Annotated in this window: 18 protein-coding genes; 7 read left to right on the top strand and 11 right to left on the bottom strand. The window is 46.0% G+C overall.

Going from position 1 to position 21,295, the window contains the following annotated elements; translation table 11 throughout:
* Positions 1-31 precede the first annotated feature (31 nt).
* The 5 genes from B0I27_RS10965 to B0I27_RS10945 are packed head-to-tail and all read left to right on the top strand — an operon-like array spanning position 32 to position 6,931.
* Positions 32-2,599, top strand: coding sequence for a phosphoenolpyruvate carboxylase (locus tag B0I27_RS10965; RefSeq protein ID WP_106293304.1), 2,568 nt, complete (start codon positions 32-34; stop codon positions 2,597-2,599).
* Positions 2,600-2,608: 9 nt separating this feature from the next.
* The gene (locus B0I27_RS10960; protein ID WP_106293303.1) at positions 2,609-3,364 is read left to right on the top strand and encodes a proteasome-type protease; all 756 of its coding nucleotides are present in this window, start codon (positions 2,609-2,611) and stop codon (positions 3,362-3,364) included.
* Positions 3,361-4,206, top strand: a complete 846-nt coding sequence (locus B0I27_RS10955; RefSeq protein ID WP_106293302.1) for a transglutaminase-like domain-containing protein — start codon at positions 3,361-3,363, stop codon at positions 4,204-4,206. The genes B0I27_RS10960 and B0I27_RS10955 overlap by 4 nt, the downstream gene beginning before the upstream one ends.
* A 42-nt stretch (positions 4,207-4,248) precedes the next feature.
* Positions 4,249-5,892 (top strand): AsmA family protein, encoded by a 1,644-nt coding sequence (locus B0I27_RS10950; RefSeq protein WP_106293301.1) that lies wholly within the window; start codon positions 4,249-4,251, stop codon positions 5,890-5,892.
* Between the two features lie 13 nt (positions 5,893-5,905).
* Positions 5,906-6,931, top strand: coding sequence for a Gfo/Idh/MocA family oxidoreductase (locus B0I27_RS10945; protein WP_106293300.1), 1,026 nt, complete (start codon positions 5,906-5,908; stop codon positions 6,929-6,931).
* On the opposite strand, the gene B0I27_RS10940 is transcribed toward B0I27_RS10945, so the two are convergent.
* A complete protein-coding gene (locus B0I27_RS10940; RefSeq protein ID WP_245925490.1) occupies positions 6,928-7,815 on the bottom strand; it encodes a diacylglycerol/lipid kinase family protein in 888 nt (295 codons plus the stop codon). The two genes, B0I27_RS10945 and B0I27_RS10940, sit on opposite strands and share 4 nt — an antisense overlap.
* Before the next feature lie 32 nt (positions 7,816-7,847).
* Positions 7,848-8,183, bottom strand: coding sequence for a MerR family transcriptional regulator (locus tag B0I27_RS10935; protein ID WP_106293298.1), 336 nt, complete (start codon positions 8,181-8,183; stop codon positions 7,848-7,850).
* Positions 8,184-8,294: 111 nt separating this feature from the next.
* Between B0I27_RS10935 and alaS the strand changes: the two genes are divergently transcribed.
* Positions 8,295-10,931 (top strand): alanine--tRNA ligase, encoded by a 2,637-nt coding sequence (gene alaS, locus B0I27_RS10930; RefSeq protein ID WP_106293297.1) that lies wholly within the window; start codon positions 8,295-8,297, stop codon positions 10,929-10,931.
* A gap of 115 nt (positions 10,932-11,046) precedes the next feature.
* Entirely contained in the window at positions 11,047-11,691 is a 645-nt protein-coding gene (locus tag B0I27_RS10925; protein WP_106293296.1) for a sterol desaturase family protein, read from the top strand.
* Positions 11,692-11,727: 36 nt separating this feature from the next.
* Here the strand turns inward: B0I27_RS10925 and B0I27_RS10920 are convergent, their stop codons facing one another.
* The 9 genes from B0I27_RS10920 to B0I27_RS10880 form a co-directional block, all read right to left on the bottom strand.
* Positions 11,728-13,632, bottom strand: coding sequence for an OmpA family protein (locus B0I27_RS10920; protein WP_106293295.1), 1,905 nt, complete (start codon positions 13,630-13,632; stop codon positions 11,728-11,730).
* Positions 13,633-13,653: 21 nt separating this feature from the next.
* Complete coding sequence (locus B0I27_RS10915; RefSeq protein ID WP_106293294.1) at positions 13,654-14,277, bottom strand: 7-carboxy-7-deazaguanine synthase QueE; 624 nt, start codon at positions 14,275-14,277, stop codon at positions 13,654-13,656.
* 81 nt (positions 14,278-14,358) lie between these two features.
* Positions 14,359-15,240, bottom strand: coding sequence for a bifunctional 5,10-methylenetetrahydrofolate dehydrogenase/5,10-methenyltetrahydrofolate cyclohydrolase (locus B0I27_RS10910; RefSeq protein ID WP_106293293.1), 882 nt, complete (start codon positions 15,238-15,240; stop codon positions 14,359-14,361).
* A 33-nt stretch (positions 15,241-15,273) separates the two neighbouring features.
* Entirely contained in the window at positions 15,274-17,061 is a 1,788-nt protein-coding gene (gene lepA / locus B0I27_RS10905; RefSeq protein ID WP_106293292.1) for a translation elongation factor 4, read from the bottom strand.
* A gap of 310 nt (positions 17,062-17,371) precedes the next feature.
* Positions 17,372-17,620, bottom strand: coding sequence for a hypothetical protein (locus B0I27_RS10900; RefSeq protein ID WP_106293291.1), 249 nt, complete (start codon positions 17,618-17,620; stop codon positions 17,372-17,374).
* Positions 17,621-17,640: 20 nt separating this feature from the next.
* The gene (locus B0I27_RS10895; RefSeq protein WP_245925489.1) at positions 17,641-18,408 is read right to left on the bottom strand and encodes a DUF3291 domain-containing protein; all 768 of its coding nucleotides are present in this window, start codon (positions 18,406-18,408) and stop codon (positions 17,641-17,643) included.
* A gap of 52 nt (positions 18,409-18,460) precedes the next feature.
* The gene (locus B0I27_RS10890) at positions 18,461-19,000 is read right to left on the bottom strand and encodes a ferritin (protein ID WP_106293290.1); all 540 of its coding nucleotides are present in this window, start codon (positions 18,998-19,000) and stop codon (positions 18,461-18,463) included.
* A 94-nt stretch (positions 19,001-19,094) separates the two neighbouring features.
* On the bottom strand, positions 19,095-19,448 hold the full coding sequence (locus tag B0I27_RS10885) for a hypothetical protein (protein ID WP_106293289.1): 354 nt from the start codon (positions 19,446-19,448) through the stop codon (positions 19,095-19,097).
* Between the two features lie 279 nt (positions 19,449-19,727).
* Positions 19,728-21,059, bottom strand: a complete 1,332-nt coding sequence (locus B0I27_RS10880; RefSeq protein ID WP_106293288.1) for a DUF6600 domain-containing protein — start codon at positions 21,057-21,059, stop codon at positions 19,728-19,730.
* Positions 21,060-21,295 lie beyond the last annotated feature (236 nt).

Here is a 21,295-nt window from a genome sequence, read left to right as displayed (position 1 = left end):
TAATTTTGTTTAAAACAAGTACACTTAATAAATGAAACTTAGCCAGAAAGAAGCAGTCTTTGCTAGTGAGGTGGTAACACGATTTGAGTTATATAATAGCTTATTCCTGACCCTTCCTTTTTACCGTGTAAAACATACAGGCACCCTGTTGCCATTCTTTACCTCTCATTGCGAAGAAAGTGTCAAACAGAACATTGCTCCATCTGATATAATTGAGAGTTTCTTTGGTCAGTACGAACAATACGTTCAGGCTTCTGATCGCTTTGACTTGCTGTTTCGTTTCATACAATATATCGAGAGACAAGTTGTGCTGTTTGATGCGATAGAAGACTCAGCTTTCAACAAAACGCATTCCGCCGACGAAGTAGGTTCGCTAGCTGTATTGCTTCAGCACGCATCCTCTAATCCTTCTATGAAGGCAGATATACGCAAGATGCTGGAAGACTTCTCATTGAGACTCGTTCTTACGGCTCACCCCACCCAGTTCTACCCGGGTAGGGTCCTGGCCATTATCACCGATCTCACAGAGGCGTTGAAGACCAACGATATCAATAGCGTTCACTTGCTGTTGCAGCAACTGGGCAAAACCCCTTTCTTCAATAAAACTAAACCCACACCGGTAAATGAGGCTGTAAGCCTAGCCTGGTTTCTGGAGAACGTGTTTTATAACGTCGTTTCGAGCATACAGAAGCAGGTCGAGAATGAGTTCGAAACACCGATCTTCAACACCCATCAGCTGATAGAACTTGGATTCTGGCCGGGAGGCGACCGTGACGGAAATCCTAATGTAACATGCGAAAGTACAAAGACAGTTTCTGAGTTGCTCAGGGAACTGCTCTTCCGTTGCTACTACCGGGACTTCAGGGTTCTCAAACGTCGAATCACGTTCAGAGGGGTGGAAGAGTATATGGAGCGTTTACAGCACCTTTTTTATCAGAATAGTTTCATCAAAACTGAGGAGCCAACTGATTTACGCGACGAGATATTAGCAAACCTGAACTCTGTCAAAGACGTTCTTGTCCGTGCTCATGACGGCCTGTTTGTAGATGCCGTTGAGGACCTTATTCATAAGGTTAAATTATTTGGTTGTTACTTCGCATCTCTCGATATCAGACAGGATAGCAGGGTTCTCAGAAAAGCGCATGCTGAATTGAGGGGCGCCATATCGCATGCTTTCCCCGAAGGCTATGATGAGTTAAACGAAGAAGAGAAACTTCAGTCCATTCGCTTCGATGAGGCGGATGCTCCGGCCTCGGGATTTGAACCGCTAAGTGATGATACGTTTCAAACGATCAGACTGATGAAGAAAATGCAGTTTGCGGGCGGAGAAAAAGCCTCACATCGCTTCATCATCAGTAACTGCCAGAAAGCTTCTGATATTTTGCAGTTGATCAACCTGTTCCTTTGGAGCGGCTGGAAGAAAGACGAACTGAGCGTAGACTTCGTTCCTTTGTTTGAAACCGTACAGGATCTCGCTCTGGCAGGACCTGTTATGGAAACGCTGTATACACATCCGTTCTATAAAGAGCATCTTGCCAAGAGAGGTAACAAGCAAATTATCATGCTTGGCTTCTCCGACAGTACCAAAGATGGCGGTTACCTGATGGCAAACTGGTCTATCTATAAAGCGAAAGTCGTACTGACAACACTCGCCAGAAAGAACGGTATTCAACTAGCTTTCTTTGATGGTCGTGGTGGTCCTCCTGCTCGCGGAGGTGGTAAAACGCACCGCTTCTATGCTTCCATGGGAAGCGAAATTGCCAATGACCATATACAGCTCACCATTCAGGGCCAAACCATCAGCAGCCAGTATGGCTCTTTTGATACGGCCTACTTCAATATTGAACAGATGGTAAATGCAGGGATCGTTTCTGCTTTGGATACCAGTGATAAAAATACTTTTACTCCCACTCAGAAGTCGATAATCGACGGCATGGCCGATACAAGCCATCGTGCTTTCGTAGCATTGAGGGAGGACCCGCTATTCCTGCGGTACCTGGAGCAGCTAAGTCCGCTTAAACTTCTTGCTCATATAAATATCAGCAGCCGTCCGGTTAAACGTGACTCCGGAGCCGAGCTTAAGCTGGAAGACCTCCGTGCCATTAGCTTTGTTACTTCCTGGAGCCAGCTCAAGCAGAATGTCCCTGGCTTCTACGGCGTAGGTTCTGCATTAAAGAAGGCTAAGGAAGACGGTGTTTGGGATGACGTGAAAAGTATGTATGAAACTTCCGGACAGTTTAAAACAATGATCGACAATTGTATCATGTCGATGTCTAAAGTAAACTTCAACATTACATCTTTCCTTGCCAACGATAAGGTATATGGCGAATTCTGGACGAAGCTTAAAACCGAATACGACCTGACGAAGTCGCTAATGCTGGAGCTTACAGGAACTACCGTGCTTATGGAGCTTTATCCTGTAGAACGCCGCTCTATTGCCTTGAGAGAACGCATTGTTCTGCCTCTGGTAATCATTCAGCACTACGCGCTGCAGCAATTGGATAAGCATAAAGACGACGAGGAGAAGGTGAAAATATTTAACAAGCTGGTAATCCGCACAGTGTATGGTATCGTAAACGCGGGTAGAAATCTTGCATAAATTAAAAGGATGACTTATTGTCTGGCGATTAAGGTTAAAGAAGGTCTTGTGGCAATTGCCGACACCCGTATTACTTCGGGAACGGATACCACCGTTAAAAAAAAGGTGTTTGTTGATCAGAAAAATCAACACTCCCTTTTTATCATGACCAGTGGCTTGAGATCTGTAAGGGATAAAGCAATCATCTACTTCCGTGAGCTTATTGACGGCGGCGCTGAATACAATAAACTCTATAAGGCAGTCAATGCGTTCGGACAGCAGGTTCGCCGGGTTGCTGAGGAGGATAGAGGGCCTCTTGAAAAATCCGGATTCAAATTTAATCTGAACACCATAATAGGGGGGCAGCTATCAGACGATGATGAGCACAAACTCTTTCTTCTTTACCCTGAAGGTAACTGGGTAGAGCTCGACCAGGGTTCACCCTTTGTAATCATCGGCAACTCTGGTCCTGGAAAACCTATTCTCAACCGTACGCTCAAGGAAGATTCTTCTATGAAGCTGGCGCTGAAAACGGGCTTCTTATCCTTTGATTCTACACGTACAAGTACTAATGACGTCGATTTTCCAATTGACGTCATTCTTTATAACAAGGATAGCTTTGCAATGAGCGAATACCGGTTTGAAAAGCAAGACCTGGAGCACATATCAGCTCAATGGGCGAATGAGTTGAAAACAGCTTTGTTAAATATTCCCGAAGACTGGATGGAGCCGGCCTTTGAAAAGTTACGTGTATTAAATGACGATTGCAGGAAGATTGATCTATGAGATTCAACGTATCGTCCGAACTGGCCTATCAATTCCGTTCCCCGGGAACGCTTATCCTCAATATTCACGCGCTAAAAACCTCATCCCAACAGATACTCGAAGAGTTCTTCCTGGTGGAACCCTATTTTTTCTACGAAGAACTCCTCTCGCTAAGTGCAGATAATCGCTTCGTGCGGATTAATGTTACTGAACCATCTCCCTTGAAACTGCGGTATAAAGCAACCGTCGACAATTCTTATACACTACTGGATCCCTCCGATCTTTATGAAGTACCCTTGAGGGATATGGATGCCCTCGTGCTATCGTATCTCAATCCAAGCAGGTATTGTCAGTCTGATAAACTTTATCGGCTGGCTAACAATATGTTTGGCCACATCGAGAATGCCTTCGAAAAGGTTCTGGCTTTGACAGAGTGGATTTATAACAATGTGGAATATCTGAGTGGCTCAACAAACTCACAAACCTCAGCCTATGATACCGTTACGGAACAGGCGGGTGTCTGCAGAGATTTCGCTCACCTCGGAATCGCTTTATGCAGGGCTTTGACTATTCCGGCGAGATATTTTACGGGGTACTCTTATAAACTTAGTCCCCCGGACTTTCATGCCTGTTTTGAAGCCTACCTCGGAGGCAGATGGATTATATTCGATCCCACCAGGCTGGCTCCCCTCAATGGGCTGGTTAAGATCGCAACAGGAAGAGACGCGGCCGATACCGCCATCGCCAGCATCTTCGGCGATGTACAGTTTGACGCCATTTCGGTAACCTGTGAGTCTGCGGAGGATAATTTTGTACCCCATTCCTACACTCAGCTGAATGCCCGCCCACTCTCTTACCTTTAGCTGAAGGATAAACTTTAATGCAGCTTCGTTGTTCATGTGTTGATGAGAAAAAACATACTGATTGCTGTAATCGCAATGACTGTTCTGACTGCGGGTGCTCTGTTCTATTTCAAATTTAGAAAACTTGACGATTTTGAACCACTGATCAAGGCTAAATTACAAAAGGTCGTTCATGATGCATCCGGAGGATTGTATAAATTAGACGTAGAAAAAATCAACGCTGATGTCGTCAACTCCCGGATTATCCTCTCTAAAGTACGAATATCCTATGATTCTGTCGTTTATAAGCAGATGAGGGAAGCGAAGCAAGCTCCCGCGGATGTCTTTGATATTAGTCTGAGCTCCCTTGCCATAGACGGGCTCACACCTGCTGATCTGATAAAAAAACGGGATATCCGTCTCAATATCCTGATGATCGAGCAGCCTTCAGTACATGTCTATCACCACCACCTTGATTACGAGCGTCCAAAAAAGGCCACAAGCGTCTCATCCCTTATCGAGAAAGAGATTGGTAGCTTTGGGTTGAACGTCCTTACCCTTAAAGATGTCGATTTTGTTTACCATAACGGAGGTTCTAAAATACAGACGAGCCTGAAAAAATTGAATGTTAGTCTGAAGGATATCCTGATCAATCAGGACACAGAGCAGGATACATCCAGATTTCTCTATGCGAAGGACGCCACGATGAGTCTGAAGAATTTCACCCACAAGACTGCAGACAGCCTCTATACATTTATTCTCGACAGCATCACAGTCTTTGCCGCTCGTAGCGAGCTTCGTGTCCACTCGGTAAAGGTTCAGCCCAGAATATCAAAAGCCAACTATGCGAAGGTAATGAAGGCAAGACAGGACCGCTACGATGTAAATATGAAAGACGTCGTTCTCGAAGATATAGCCTGGTGGACACTTCTGGCCGGAGACGGGTTTTATGCCGGAAAAGCCAGTATAAACGGAGGTAGTCTCGAAATATACAGTGACCGTACCATTCCCCTCGGTAAGAGCAAGAAAGTTCGCTATCCGCACCAACAATTATTTGAGTCGGACATGGCCATTGGAATCAAAGACGTCAGCGTGAAAAATCTGGACATAACGTTTATGGAAAGAAGCCCCGAAACCATGCAACGGGGCGAGATAACTTTTGTCAATACAAGTGCCTCCATTTCAAACGTTACCAACATCCCCGCATGGGTAGCCAGGAACGGAATATTAAAAATCGATGCCAATACCCGTTTTATGAATGAAGGGCGGTTGAAGGCAGGTTTCAGATTTAATCTGAGGCGACAGAAGGAGGGAGTGTTCTCGGTATACGCAGATCTTGGACCTATGTCTGGCTTGACGCTAAACCGTGCGACGAGGCCTTTGGCAGCAGTTGAAATAAAGAAAGCGCAGATTTCCAAGCTCAGGGTAGATATCAACGGAAATTACAAAGATGCCAGAGGAAAGGTGCTGCTCACATACCACGATTTGAAGGTCGACGTTCTTAAAAAAGGAAATGATGGGACGTTAAAAAAGCGGGGATTAATTACCTTTATAGCCAACAACTTCAAAATAAACGAACAAAGTCCGAAGAAGGGCGAAAAGGCGCAGGCAATAGATGCCTATTATCAACGGCCCCCTGATAAATCCTTTTTTACGTTAATTTGGAAAACTATTCTGGCGGGCGTAAAGGAGTCAGCCGGCCTGTAAATAAAATACTGAAATGAAGAAACCTATCATCACAGGGATACTATCTTACGGAATGTCCGGCAGAGTATTCCATGCTCCATTTATCCACACAAGCAGCGACTTCGAACTCAAGGCAGTGACGGAGAGATCCACTAAAGTGATACACGAACGCTATCCGGGGGTAGTCAGCTACGACAGCATCGACGAGCTTCTCCAAGATACTCAAATTGAGCTGGTGATCGTGAATACGCCAAACAATACGCATTACGAATACGCCAGGAAGGCTCTCCTGGCCGGAAAACACGTTTTGGTAGAAAAACCCTTTGCCGCCTCCAGTTCAGAAGCTCAGGAGCTCTTTACCTTAGGCAGGGAAAGGAATTTGAAGGTGCTCGTCTATCAAAACCGCCGTTGGGATTCTGACTTTCTTTCTCTGAAGGCTGCTCTGGATAGCGGAAAGCTGGGTGAGCCTATCGAAGTGCACTTTCGTTTTGACCGATACCGTAGCGAAATAAGCAAAAAGGCCTTCAAAGAACTTCCTCTTCCGGCGAGTGGTCTGACCTTTGATCTCGGTCCTCATCTTCTAGATCAGGTCATCAGCATCTGGGGAAAGCCCGCTTCTTTCGTTAAAACCACCGGTATATTTCGTCCCGAATCCAAAGTGGATGACTATATGCACGTGCACCTCCGCTACGAACAAGGCTTGAACGTGTTTGTTACAGCGAACCTGCTTACCGCTTCACCTTTGCCTTCCTTCGTAGTTCATGGCACGAAGGGTTCATTTATCAAGTCTCGTGCCGACGTTCAGGAGGACCAGTTGCAGGCAGGGGTGACGCCCGATAGTCCGGAATATGGCATAGAACCGGACGGAAATGAAGGGATCCTCGTCACTATCAACGAATCAGGTGAGCGCTCTACCGAGCACATCACCGCTCTGAAAGGTAATTACAATCGTTTATTCGCCGCTGTTTATGAGGCGATACGCGATGATGTACCTTATCCCATCTCCGAAGAAGATATCATGGCGCAGATGCAGATACTGGAAGCAAAAGAATCCAATTAGTCTTTCGAGTGCTCCGCAGGCACAATCATCGTTAAACAAGAAGGAATGATCTCGGCACGGATCTCGTTCACCCGGCCGCAGATCTCTCCGTCGACCTGCAGAGTCGTCTTTTTGGATGAACGGATCTGTAATTTACTGCAGCTATGGACTTCTACATATTCGGAAGTCTGCAGCTTATTCGTAAACATTTTCCAGGCGATAGAAAGCAGCTTTATGTGGGGGAAAGGCCTGACGATAACGAGCTCAAACTTTCCATCATCAATAAGTCCTACCGGGTTGATGACCGCGCCTGTGCCATATTTGGAAGCATTTGCAAAAGTTAACGATACCGCTTTTCTCTTAAGCAGTTTACCGTCAATTTTGATCTGAAACCTGTATTGTTTGATCAGGAAGATCTCCCGAAACAGATATTTTGCGTAAGTTATCAATCCCCTTCCGGGGTCTTCCTCAAATCGCTTGACAATTCTCGCATTCAGCCCTACATCTGCCAGATGGATACAAATCTTTCCATTGATCTTCAGCACGTCTATATGTTGCTTTACACCATGTCTGATCAGGCTCAAAGCGTTCTCCAGACGGCCGCCTATGCCAAGCTCGCTCGCCATTCCGTTGGCTGAACCGGTTGGGATAATAAGCATGGGGAGGGAACTGTTATGGATCAGTTTAGCGATGAGGTTGACTGTGCCGTCGCCGCCCGCTACTCCGAGCGTTTCCGGCTGATATTCTTCTATGGCGTTTAATATCTGATCTTCGGAAAAGCCTTTCGTCAGCTCAAATATGGAATATTCATAATTCAGCTCCTCAGAAGAGTTCTGAATCAAAGCCTTCAGGCTTCCGTCGGTCTGATTCCCAGACCGGGTATTGATTATAAATAATACTCTCACTTCATTTATGATAAACCTGGAGAGCGTTGAATTTACAGCTGGTCTTTCACTTCAAGTAAAAACTTTTTAAGTTTTTCTAGGGAGTCAATTACTTTCTGGTTCTCTTTTATTTCCGTCTTGTTCGTTTTCAGGTGCTCCTTAGCTCCCGCCAATGTGTAACCCTTGTCTTTAACCAAATGAAAGATAATTTTAAGATTTTCAACGTCTTCCGGTGAGAACAGCCTGTTGCCTTTTTTGTTTTTCTTGGGTTGCAGAATTTCAAACTCACGCTCATAAAACCGTATCTGGGAAGCGTTAACCTGAAACATTTCAGTTACTTCTCCCATTGTGTAGTAGAGTTTGTTGATGTCTCTTTCTTTATATGGCATACTACAAATGTAGTACGATTTCCCAACAATCGATAAGAGAATGCCGAATTATGGCCGCTGATATTCCAAAATCCAAATCTGATATTAACTTTGCAACCAAATATTTAAAGGATGACAACGAAGGAAATCAGAAAAGGATTTTTAGATTTTTTTGCAGGTAAGGGCCATCAGGTAGTTCCTTCTGCGCCAATTGTGGTAAAGAACGACCCTACACTGATGTTTACTAATGCAGGAATGAACCAGTTTAAAGATATTTTTCTGGGAGAGGCACCCGTCAAGTATTCAAGGGTTGCCGATACGCAACGCTGTCTGCGTGTATCCGGTAAGCATAATGATCTGGAAGAGGTGGGTATTGATACCTACCACCATACCATGTTCGAGATGTTGGGAAACTGGAGTTTCGGCGACTATTTTAAACAAGATGCAATTGCCTGGAGCTGGGAGCTCCTCACCAAGGTTTACGGCATTGAAGAGGATAAGCTTTATGTCACCGTCTTTGAAGGCGATGAGAAAGAAGGCTTGCCTAAAGATCAGGAAGCGTATGACTTCTGGAAGCAATGGATTTCCGAAGACCGCATCCTCCTGGGAAATAAGAAAGACAACTTCTGGGAAATGGGTGACACAGGTCCCTGCGGACCTTGTTCGGAGATCCATGTCGATTGCCGCTCTGCGGAAGAGCGTCAGCTGGTAGATGGAAAGACTCTGGTAAATGCCGACCATCCTCAGGTTATTGAGATCTGGAATAATGTATTTATGCAGTTCAACCGATTGAAAGACGGGTCATTACAGCCTTTACCTGCACAGCATGTAGATACTGGAATGGGACTGGAAAGACTGGTACGCATTCTCCAGGGAAAATCATCTAACTACGATACAGACGTTTTTCAGCCACTTATTTCCTTTATCGCCGCCGAAAGCGGTATTCCTTATAGCCAGGGAGAAAGTCTGGCTAAAACAGACATAGCCATGCGGGTTATGGCAGACCACATCCGTGCCATTGCTTTTGCAATAGCCGACGGTCAGCTTCCATCCAACGTGAAGGCAGGGTACGTTATCCGACGCATCCTCAGAAGGGCGGTACGTTATGCATACAGCTTCCTCGGCATCAAAGAGCCTTTCTTTAACAAGCTGGTTCCTGTTCTTGCAGATCAGTTTGACGGTGTGTTCCCCGAGCTAAAGGCACAACAGGACTTCGTACAGAAGGTTATCCTCGAAGAAGAGATTTCTTTCCTCAGAACGCTTGCTACGGGCATTCAGCGCTTTGAAAAATATACCTCAGATAATAAATTGGTAGATGGGAACTTTGCGTTCGAACTCTACGATACTTTCGGTTTCCCGATTGACTTAACCGACCTTATGGCTCGAGAACGTGGGATGACCGTCGACATGGAAGGCTTCAGTCAGGCTCTCGAAGCTCAGAAGGCACGTTCAAGAGCTGCAACGGCGGTTGATACCACTGACTGGGTTATCGTTAATCCTGGCGACTCTAACGAGTTTGCAGGCTATGATCTGACCGAAACTCCAGCGCTGATTCTAAAATACAGGAAAGTTACTGCTAAAGGCAAGGTTCAGTTCCAGATTGTACTCGACAGAACTCCTTTTTATGCAGAGAGTGGTGGCCAGGTTGGCGATACTGGCTTCCTGACAGCTGAAGACGGTCTTCAGATTCGTATCACAGATACCAAGAAGGAGAACGCCCTGAATATTCACTTTACCGATGAGATTCCCGAAGGATTTGACCTGGAAGCTCAGGTAATCGCGACGGTGGATGCAGACAGAAGGACACTCATTCAGAGCAATCACTCGGCGACACACCTGCTGCAGGCTGCTCTTAGAGAAGTTCTTGGTACTCATGTTCAGCAGAAAGGATCTCTCGTTAATGCAGACTATCTTCGCTTCGACTTTTCACACTTTGCAAAAGCTACAGATGAAGAGCTGGCCAGGGTGGAAGCTATTGTCAACCAAAAGATCCGCCAGAATATTGCCCTCAAAGAAGAGCGAAATGTTCCTTTCCAGGAAGCGGTAAATCGTGGCGTCACTGCTTTATTCGGGGAGAAATACGGTGAGTTCGTCCGGATTATCACTTTCGACGATGCTTACTCCAGAGAGCTCTGCGGAGGAATCCATGTTCAGGCTACCGGACAGATCGGCTATTTCAAGATTGTGTCCGAAAGTGCCGTAGCTGCGGGCGTGAGAAGGATAGAAGCCATTACCGGAGTAACCGCTGAAGAATACTTCAATAACCAGGCTGGTCTTCTTAATCAACTTAAAGGCTTGCTTAAAAATCCAAAGGATCTGGCTAAATCACTTGAGTCGCTCCTGGAAGAAAACAGCCGCCTGAAGAAAGAGATAGAGAAGAGCGTTTTCGAGAAGGCAGCTAACATCAAAAATGAACTGGCCACTAAAGCAGAATCCATAAACGGAATGAACTTTATAGCCGCGCGCATTGATTTCGCGAATGCGGATGCAATCAAGAATCTGGCTTTTTCATTAAAAGAGATCGTATCTGATCTGTTCCTGGTTCTTGCATCTGAATCCGATGGCAAACCAGGATTAACTGTTATGATCTCCGAGGATCTAGTCGATAAAAGATCTCTGAACGCTGGCAATATCGTTCGTGAACTTGCTAAGAACATCCAGGGTGGAGGGGGCGGACAGCCTTTCTACGCTACAGCAGGAGGGAAAGATAGTTCCGGACTCGATGTAGCTCTGGCTAAAGCAAGGGAACTCGCAATCCAGGCCCGATAAAATTCTAACTTTCAGGAGGTCAAACTGCTGTGATCTGACCTCCTGAATATCTTTAAAAATCCCTAAACTTTTTTGGAAGTTATCCGTTATGGGGGTAAAATTAAAAGCTTGAAATATGCATTTTGATAAGATAAAAAATACAGGTCAGGCTCGTCTGTTCAAAAGTGACTTTTTAGAGAGTTTAACCAAAACGAGGCCCTGGATTATATATAGCATCTACATACCACTCTGCACTTACCTCATCTACTTTAGCCACGAAAACCTCGGATACGACTATTCTTTCATTGCTTTGATGTTCTTTGGTGCTCTGGCCTTCTGGACCCTATTCGAATACTTCGCCCACCGCTACCTTTTCCACTATGAACCGAGCAGCGAATGGGCCACCAGAATCGTCTATATCTTCCACGGCAATCACCATGAATATCCGCGTGATCGCATGCGCCTTTTTATGCCTCCGGTTCCCAGCATAATTCTGGCGGCGGTAGTCTTTAGCCTTATGTACCTCCTTTCTCTATTATTCACGGGTATCGGGGACTATGCATATATGTTCTTTCCCGGCTTTATGATCGGATATCTGGCTTATGTATCCATGCACTATGCGATCCATGCGTTCGCCCCACCAAAGCCGCTGAAAGCCCTGTGGAGAAATCACCACCTTCATCATTACAAATATCCGGAGAGAGGCTTCGGTGTGAGTTCTGTCTTTTGGGATGTTATTTTTCGGTCCTTACCTGAAGATAAGAAGGAAAAGGCGAAATAGGCTGTCAAGCTTCGGAAAGATCCTTAAGCGGCTGGCTCAGGGCTGAATGGTGAAAGAGGTACGACGGTTCTGTTGTCTGCCCTCATCGGTTTGATTATTCGCAATCGGCAGTCTTCTTCCATATCCTTTAAAGCTCAATCTTACGGGATCTATCTTCTTATTCAAGAGGTATTTATAAACTTCCTTTGCCCGGTTCTCTGAAAGCTTGAGATTCCATTCTTCTGTCCCCTCACTATCGGTATGTCCACCTATTTCAATCCTGACTGAAGGATTGTCTGTGAGGAAACGAACCAGGAAGTTTAACTCTGTTCTCGAAGCAGTGAGTAGGGTATATTGGTCTGTTTTAAAGAAAATGTTTTTGAGTACGGCTTGTTCCTGTACCTTGATTTTTCTAAGCTCAACAGATTGGCTATGCGATTCAGACGGAACCATCTCAGGAACGCTGATATTCTCCGCATAAGGCATGTATCCTTCTTTCAAAATGCGTAGTGTGTACTGCTTCCCGGCCGGCAGAACAGCCAGCATTTCCGGCCCGCTTAAAGCGTCGTGTTCAAACAGCAGCTCCCCCGATTCGTAATCCTCTATTGTGATCTTGCCTTCGGCTTTCTCACCCGTCGCAGCATCCCGCAGACTTCGTTCAATGACAAACACCCTGCGGGGGCGATCTTCAGGCGCAAGCACGAACGAATAGATGTCCATTCCTCCCAGGCCCTCAGGCCGCTCGGAAGCGAAATATGCGGTAATACCATCTGTACTGATCGTTAAACCGCTCTGCTCTCCGGCAGTATTCACAGGATAACCCAGGTTCTCCGCCTTTTGCCAGAAGCCACTTGCATCACACTTGCTTACAAAGAGGTCCTGTCTGCCAAAGCCCGGCCAGCCGTCCGACGAAAAATAGAGCGTCTGGTTATCTGGGTATATGAAAGGGGAATGCTCATTATAGGGAGTGTTGATGTTTGGTCCCGCGTTCAAAGGGGCCGCCCAGCTGCCGTCGGCTTGCAGATCCGCATACCAGATGTCATTTGCTCCATAACCGCCTTTTCTGTCGCTTACAAAGTATATCCTGCGTCCATTGGAACTAACTGAGGCTTGAGACTCCCAGGCCCCTGTATTGAGCGGCGCGCCGGGATTATAAGGCTCCGACCAGCCCGAGGGTGTTCTCCGGCTGATATAGATATCACAACGCCCCTGACCGTCGGGTTTGTTACAGCCCGAGTAAAAAAGGTAATTGCCGTCGGGGGAGATGCTCTGAGAGCCTTCATTGAAATCCGGAGTATTGATCCTCCCGTCAAGCTCAACCGATGCAGACCATGATCCCGGGGCCCGAACGCTCTCGTACAGATCTTCATTGTTGGCGGTCCGTCTGGTGAAAACCAAACGCTTATTACCGGCCGTTACGACTGGGAAGTACTCTTGTTCAGGGGAATTGATCTCTGGTCCCAGATTAACCGGCACAAACGCTTTAGGGTTTTTAATCGCCTGAATGCTGAAGATGCAATCTTTAATGTGTTTTTCGACAAGTGCCTTGCTGCTCGCAGACAGGGATGGGGTTTCTAAGTATTTTCGAAATCCCGGGAGTGCTGATTCATACAAGCCGCAATAAAAATCGCTTACGGCTAGCCCGAATATCGTCAGGCTGCTATATCCCGGGTCGAGCTCCAATACTTTTCTATAAGATTTCCCCGCTTCTTCGTATGCTCCCGTTAGTCTCAAACAGTCACCTAATTGCTGATGCGCCTTTATGAAAGAGGGATTCAGTCTAACGGTCTCCCGCAACTGCGGTATTGCCGACGCGTAGTCTTTCTGCTGCAGGTACTTGCTCGCATTCTGATAGGCTTTAGTAGATGCCCGCTCATTCCGACCGGGCAGGTTTTGCGAAAACAACGCCTCACTGATCAGGCATAAAATACAAACGATCAAAGTACAGGCGAAGGATTTCATAGGTTTCTCCTCCTTTTGGCCTTAGGGAATATTCAGGAATTTATGTGTCTGAAGAGAGATCTCCCATTTAGGGTTTTCTTTAACATAGTCAATGATCAATGGAATCATCTCCTGCGACTTAGACCATTCAGGCTGAAGGTAAAGTTTACAACCAGGTGATACCAGCTGAGCATGTGATTCAGCCCAGGCGAAGTCACTCTTGTTAAAAACGATGACCTTTAATTCTCCGGCATGCTGACCGATGGACGGTACTGGCGACTTGAATTTCTTTGGAGAGAGACAGATCCAGTCCCATTGTCCTGATAAAGGATAAGCACCCGAAGTTTCAATAAAAGTTTTTATTCCGCGCTTCTGTAATTCAGAGGTGAGGTAATCCAGATTATAGATCAGCGGTTCCCCTCCGGTGATGACCACAGCCTTTCCGGGGTATTGTTCTGCGTTAGCCACGATCTGATCAGCGTGAGTAAGCGGATGCAGGCTCGCATCCCAGCTCTCTTTCACATCGCACCAATGACAACCTACATCACATCCGCCAAGTCTGATGAAATAAGCGGCTTTTCCACTATGGTAACCCTCGCCCTGGATCGTATAAAACTCCTCCATTAATGGGAGCAGGGTTCCGTCTTCTGGTACTTGTAAACTCATTTTTCTTATAAGGCTGCAAATATACCCAATAGTTGAAGGGATATCAGCAGGGCAATGTCATTTTAGCAAAGCCCGCTGTGGCTAGCCGTAAATTTCTTTTTTAGCGGATGCAAGCGTGTTTTTCAACAAACCTACAATCGTCATTAATCCTACGCCACCGGGAACTGGCGTAATCCAGGAAGCTTTCTCCGACACGTTGTCGAAGTCGACGTCACCATATAGCTTATATCCCGACTTCGTGGTTTCTGAAACCTCTCTGTTAATCCCTACGTCTATGATTACTGCACCAGGCTTAACCATGTCGGCAGTGACAAAGTTCTTTTTACCGATGGCCGCTACAATAATATCTGCAGAGGCAACCACGTTTTTCAAGTCCTTTGTTCTGCTATGCGTTAAGGTCACTGTACAATTGCCCGGATACGCATTTCTGGCCATGAGGATGCTCATCGGACTGCCCACGATATTACTGCGACCTACCACCACACAATGCTTTCCCGATGTTTCAATTTTGTATTCTTCCAGCATCATCATGATGCCGTAAGGTGTAGCCGGAATAAAGCAGGGAAGGTTCCGCATCATGCGACCCAAGTTCACGGGATGGAATCCGTCTACGTCTTTTTTGTAGTCAATCTTCTCTGTAACTTTCTCCGGGTCAATATGTTTAGGGAGAGGAAGCTGAACAATAAGTCCATCTACATCTTCGTCCCGATTAATCTCTTCAATCTTCGCTAGAAGCTCCTCCTCGGTTACCGAGTTGTCATAACGATGAAGGGAAGACTTGAAGCCAACCTTCTCGCAATTCTTCATCTTGCTCGCTACGTAAGTTTCGCTTCCTCCGTCATTGCCCACCAGAATTGCCACCAAATGAGGTTTTCGGCCTTTGGTTGCCAGTACGCCTGCGGCCTCAGCAGCAATCTCCTGCTTGAGTTTTTCTGATACGAATTTTCCGTCTAATAACTGCATGTTGCTATCGTAGAGTATGGTTCTTATTTGTCTTTAATCGAGTTTCAGTACCGCCATAAATGCCGATTGTGGGATTTCCACGTTACCAACCTGGCGCATTCTCTTCTTACCCTTCTTCTGTTTTTCCAGGAGTTTACGCTTACGGGAAATATCACCACCATAACATTTGGCGGTAACGTCCTTTCTCAGGGCGCGAACCGTTTCTCTTGCGATTACTTTAGCACCAATAGAAGCCTGGATGATGATTTCAAACTGCTGCCTAGGGATCAACTCACGCAGCTTCTCACAGATACGTTTTCCGAAATCATAAGAGTTCGACCGGTGGATAAGAGACGACAATGCGTCAACCGGCTCACCGTTTAAGCGGATATCCAGTCTTACAAGATCTGACTTACGGTAGCCTATCTGGTGATAATCGAAAGAAGCATATCCCTTTGATATCGTTTTAAGACGGTCGTAGAAGTCAAACACAATTTCTCCCATCGGAAGCTCAAATACAAGCTCCACACGATCAGAGGTCAGATACGACTGGTTGATGATGATCCCCCTCTTTTGAATACAAAGAGACATGATCGGACCAACAAATTCTGATTTAGTGATGATGTTCGCCTTTATAAAAGGTTCTTCCACAGAATCCATCTTGCTCGGATCCGGAAGGTCAGAAGGGTTGTGGACCTGTATTACATCGCCTTTAGTGGTATGAGCCACGTACGATACGTTAGGTACCGTCGTGATGACGGTCATGTCGAACTCGCGTTCCAGACGTTCCTGAATGATCTCCATGTGAAGCATTCCCAGGAATCCGCATCGGAATCCAAATCCAAGGGCGGCAGAAGACTCTGGTTCGAAAACAATGGAAGCATCATTTAACTGAAGTTTGTGCATTGCTTCGCGAAGTTCCTCAAACTCATCCGTATCGACAGGGTAAATCCCTGCAAATACCATTGGCTTTACTTCTTCAAAACCTTGAATAGCTTCTCTGGAAGGCTTGTCAACGTGCGTAATCGTGTCACCTACCTTTACTTCTCTGGCTTCCTTAATACCGGAGATAATATATCCTACGTCTCCCGTCTTAACAATGCCGCGAGGCTCGGGGTTTAGTTTCAATATACCAACTTCATCCGCGATATATTCCTTGCCTGTTGCGATGAATTTTACCTTATCGTTCTTTTTGATCTGTCCGTGGACCACCTTAAAGTAGGCGATGATGCCACGGAAGGGATTAAATACGGAGTCGAAGATCAATGCCTGCAGTTCGCCGTCTTCCTGTCCGACAGGGGAGGGTACCCGCGAAACGATGGCTTCGAGAATATCATGAACACCTAAGCCGGTTTTTCCGGATGCAGGAATAATCTCTTCGCGCTTGCAGCCGATCAGTTCGATGATCTGATCTTTTACCTCCTCAGGCATCGCACCCGGGAGATCCATCTTGTTCAAAATTGGAATGATTTCCAGATCATGTTCCAAAGCAAGATAGAGGTTGGATATCGTCTGAGCCTGGATACCCTGAGAGGCATCTACAATAAGAAGTGCTCCCTCACACGCGGCGATTGACCTGGACACCTCATATGAAAAGTCAACGTGTCCCGGCGTGTCGATCAGGTTGAAGATATAGTCCTCTCCATTGAGGCTATAGTTCATCTGTATCGCATGGCTCTTTATGGTAATTCCCCGCTCACGCTCGAGGTCCATGTTATCAAGTAACTGGGCCTGCGCGTCGCGCTGACTGATGGTGTTTGTATATTCTAAAAGTCGATCTGCTAAAGTACTCTTTCCGTGATCGATGTGTGCAATGATGCAAAAGTTACGGATATTCTTCATTCGTAGCGCAAAGATAATTTATTGATCTTACATTTTTGAGGTGTTGTTTGACAATGATGGTCAAACGAGCCATTTGAAACGAAAACCCGGCTTTATAGTACTCGAAATTAAATTCTGTTAGGGTTATAACCTATTCTTTTTCAAATTGGTATAACATTTATGTAAATGTATTCCTGATATACGTAGGGAATCATGTGTGATGACCGCTAAAATCCGCCAAATTAAATTCTGTACGCCCGTTTATTTGCTTCTAAGTGCCTATTATCTAAATAGATGAAGCCTAAACCTAAAGTAAATCTTAAGTGATTATCTAGGCCTCATATCTCTTCCAGGCCAGGGAGAAGTCAGACAGCATTTTATCAAATCTTGCCACTACCTTCTGAATGAACTCTTCGTCCAGGAGTTGAAAAACGCCATCCAATCCGTCTAGCAAATCCATCTCAGCAAGCTTATAGGTCTGTTCAAAACTCCCCTTCTCGAACTTGATGATATACTTTCCATTCATGGAAAAGATGGTGATCTTACAGTCTGGTCTCGGTAACTCGGCAACTACTCGCATGTGTTTTTTTAGCAAATGTATTACAAAATTCCAGTCTTTTCCGCCAAAGGATCTGACCCATTTAATGAGCCTTCGGATCCGAGGATCTTAAACCTGGCGAACAATTCCTCACTATACCATTTCTCTTCCCTGGTCTTCTTGATCACTTCAGCATGGTCAAGAGATTTGTATGCAAAGTTTTTCATATCCTCCGCAGATGTCCAGACCGAAAATGTTGCCTGCCTAAAGAACGGTGCTTCCCCGATACCGAATGAGGTGATGAACCCGGGTGCGCGAGACATGAGTTGGGCAACTCTGTCGACGTGCGACCAAAATCCCTTTAGCTTATTCAGGCGAATGGTGGCTCGCGTCAACACGGCAATCGGTCCCTCAACAGCATTCTTCTCAAAACGCGTTCCAAAGGGCTGTTGTCCATCCCAGGTTCCATGACTGCTAACAGGCTCCAGCAAGGCCGTCCATTGTTCCTTTGCAAAGCGTTTCCACCAACGGCTAACGAAGGAGTGTTCCTTGAACTCGTCAAAATCTTTCTGCGTTTTCCACACTGCAAGAAGAGCCCATTGCTGGAGATCAGGCGTCAGATCAAATGTCCCGTTCCTTCCAGAGCCCATGAGTTTATAGAATGTGCAGCCGCCCGTAAGCATCAGCGGTAGCCTGTGTACGGCCATCGAAAGGAAAGCAACAGGAATAAGTCTCTTAGGGTAGCGAACAATGGTAAGCGAAACGATCATTTTGGAGCCCGGATAGTAAAGGTTCTTCTGGATAAATATAGGCATAAAAAAAAGGGTCATAGACCCTCTTTATATGATAAGCAGAGCATAATAGCTCTAAAGCTGAAGTCGATTAATCTTCGCCTCCCTCGTCGCCGTAGCTAACTTTAGGGATCTGTTTGTCAATCTGCCAGCGTCCTGTTCCCTCTTCTCCGATGATATCGAAAAGCTCCAGAATACGTCTCGCTACATATTCTTCCTCAATCTGTTCTTTCAGGAACCACTGCAGGAACTGAAGAGTCACATAGTCATTCGCTTTCTGGCATCTGTCTGATATGCGGTTGAAGTTTGAAGTTACCTGAATCTCCTGCTGTAAAGCAAGCTCAAATATTCCTTTAAAAGAATCGAATTCCTGGGGGATGTTGGTTACTTCCGGAGAGATAGCTTTTCCTCCAAGATCGTTGATGTATCTGAACAGTTTCAGCATATGTTCACGCTCTTCACCCGACTGGCGTTCCAGATATCCGGCACTGTTGTCGTAACCATTGCGGTTACACCAGGAAGACATCGCTAAATATAGGGAAGATGAATATGCTTCAACTTTTATTTGTTCGTTTAGAAGAGTCTCTATTTCCTCTGACAGAGAGGTTCTTAATCTGAGAAGGTCTTTCATAGTATTCTGAGTTTATTATTAGATACAAATAAACATCAAAATGTTTTGAAAACAGGAGAATATTTCTAATACGTATTCAATCTAAATCATCGCACTAGGCAAATTGTAGCTGGCTCGTTCTGAGGATACTATTCAAATGAAGGATTGTCTTGGCGCCGCCGAGGATACGCTGCAGTGAAATCACCTCTGTAATGGTCAGAAGGAAGCAGGTCTCGCAATAGGGAGGCATGATGATGGCCAGGTCTGCATGTTTAGCCGGACTGCATAACATTTCTGCCAAATTTATGGCAAACAGCCTTTTGCTAAAGTCGATGAAGTTTCCGGGTTTAAAAGCGGTACTGCGATCTGCAAACTCAAGAATAAAGTTATTCGATGCTTCACATTGGTAAACAGCCCCGGCTTCTGTCCTAAAAACTTCTATAAGGTGAGTATTCGCTTTAATTTGCATTGACTTGATGTGTACTACAAACTTAGTATTTGTTTATAATCAATCCAAATAAAAAGGCTCTCTTTTTGTAATTATTCTAAATAGGGGAGGTTGGCTTGTTGAAGTACGGTTCAAAAGCAGGGCTGTTGCGTGTCATTCGAAAGCTTCAGAAGCCTGGAAGAACACGAACAAAACAGGAAGCTCACTCCATAACACGATGAACCCCAAAAGTTATGGTGAAACTTTCAGGGTTCAGCTTAGACAGAGGTCGCTCTGTTATCAGTGGTTTCTTTTAGGATCTTAGCCTCTTGTTAACCTGCCGGATCCTCTCGAAGGTCTTTCTCCCGAAGAAGAACCGCGGTTACTACGTGAATTATCAGAAGATTGTGATCGCTCGCGAGGTGCCCTCTCCATTTGGGGAGTAGCTCTTTGCGGAGCCTGGGCCCTTTGGCGAGCCTCAGCCTGGTTGCTTCTTGTCGCTCTTTGCGAGGCCTGAGCCTCGGCGCTTCGCTCTGTTTGGCCGCCTGGTATATTTCTCTCCGGCCTCCTCTCAATTCTTCCTGCTCCTGCAGAACGTCTCTCCGAGCTTTCGGTATTCCGGCCGCTTGGTCTGCTTTCAGGCAGTGTTCCCGAAGGACGGGTTTCAGCCTGCTGGCTTCTGCCTGGTCTGTTTGTCCAGGTATCCCGATTCCCGCGGTTGACAGCCGGATTCTCCCGGTTTCTTATCTCTCCGGAATTTGGTCTGGAGTTATTATCCTGTCCAGGACGAGTGGTCGACGGTCTGGTATTATCCCTGTTGCGATTGTCATTCGTAGGGCGATTGTTGTTATTGTTTCCGTAACGTTCCGCATTACCTCTTGCCGGACGGTCTACAGCATTACCTCTGTCACGATCGTTTCTGCCGTTCAAGTCCGGACGATAAACCCGAACTGCACCCCGCTCTGCGACGGTTCTGCCCGGTCTGTTGGAAGCATGCACCTGATGAACAGGAATTCTGCCACGGGTGTAGCGTTCCATTTCGCGTCGTTGCGGCCCTGCGAAGTACCTTCTGTTATCACGTACATAGATGTTATTGATCACAGTAGTATGTCCGTAAAAATTGGAATACCTGTTTCTGGGTACGTGATAATTGTATACAGAGCGGTGTGTAATATATCGCTGTGGTACAAAGATCCATCTGGCCAGTGGGATGTTGATGTTGATATTGATGTCGAGACCCGGACCAAGCGGCGCCCATCCGTAGTAGCCGCCTCCTGATCTCCAATTCACCCAGGCTGGACCCCATTCAGATCCCGGCACCCAAATCCATCCGTAATAATCGTCAAATAACCAGCGTCCGTAGTGGAAAGGCGCCCAACCCCAGTCATAGTCGGAAACCCACGTGTTGCCGTAGTCAGTAACTACCCAGTGTCCCCGCGTACCATAAGGCTGAAATCCTTCCTCTACATTCGGAATCCAAACACGGCCGTGATCCTGATAGTTGATCCACTGTCCGTATGGTGAAAGCTCGTCATAGAAAGTCTGGAAAGATACACTGGCTCCTGGCTGTGATAGGGTGCTTGCTGTGCTGCTCAAGCTGCTGAACATTGTCCCCAATATTAACAGCATTAAAACCCGTTTAAGATCTTTCATAAAGTGTGTGTTTTAATGATTAGAGGGGGCAAATGAGAAAAGGTTTACTCTGCTGCCCCCTTATTTTCAATTGTTACGTGTGTTACATAAGACGTTAGAAACCAATTAAAAGTGTCAGAGGCTTCCAACAAAAATAGATCCTCCCTGCCTTAATCGTGCTTGGAATGATGGGGACAAGAACGGGACGTCCTACTGAGATAAGTCCGACTGCAGTATCTGTAAGTGGGACTTATCCC

This window comes from Arcticibacter pallidicorallinus, assembly GCF_003002875.1.
In the GTDB taxonomy this organism is placed as follows: domain Bacteria; phylum Bacteroidota; class Bacteroidia; order Sphingobacteriales; family Sphingobacteriaceae; genus Arcticibacter; species Arcticibacter pallidicorallinus.
The sequence above is the reverse complement of the archived record's forward strand: the minus strand, read 5'-3'. Positions and strand labels throughout refer to the sequence as shown.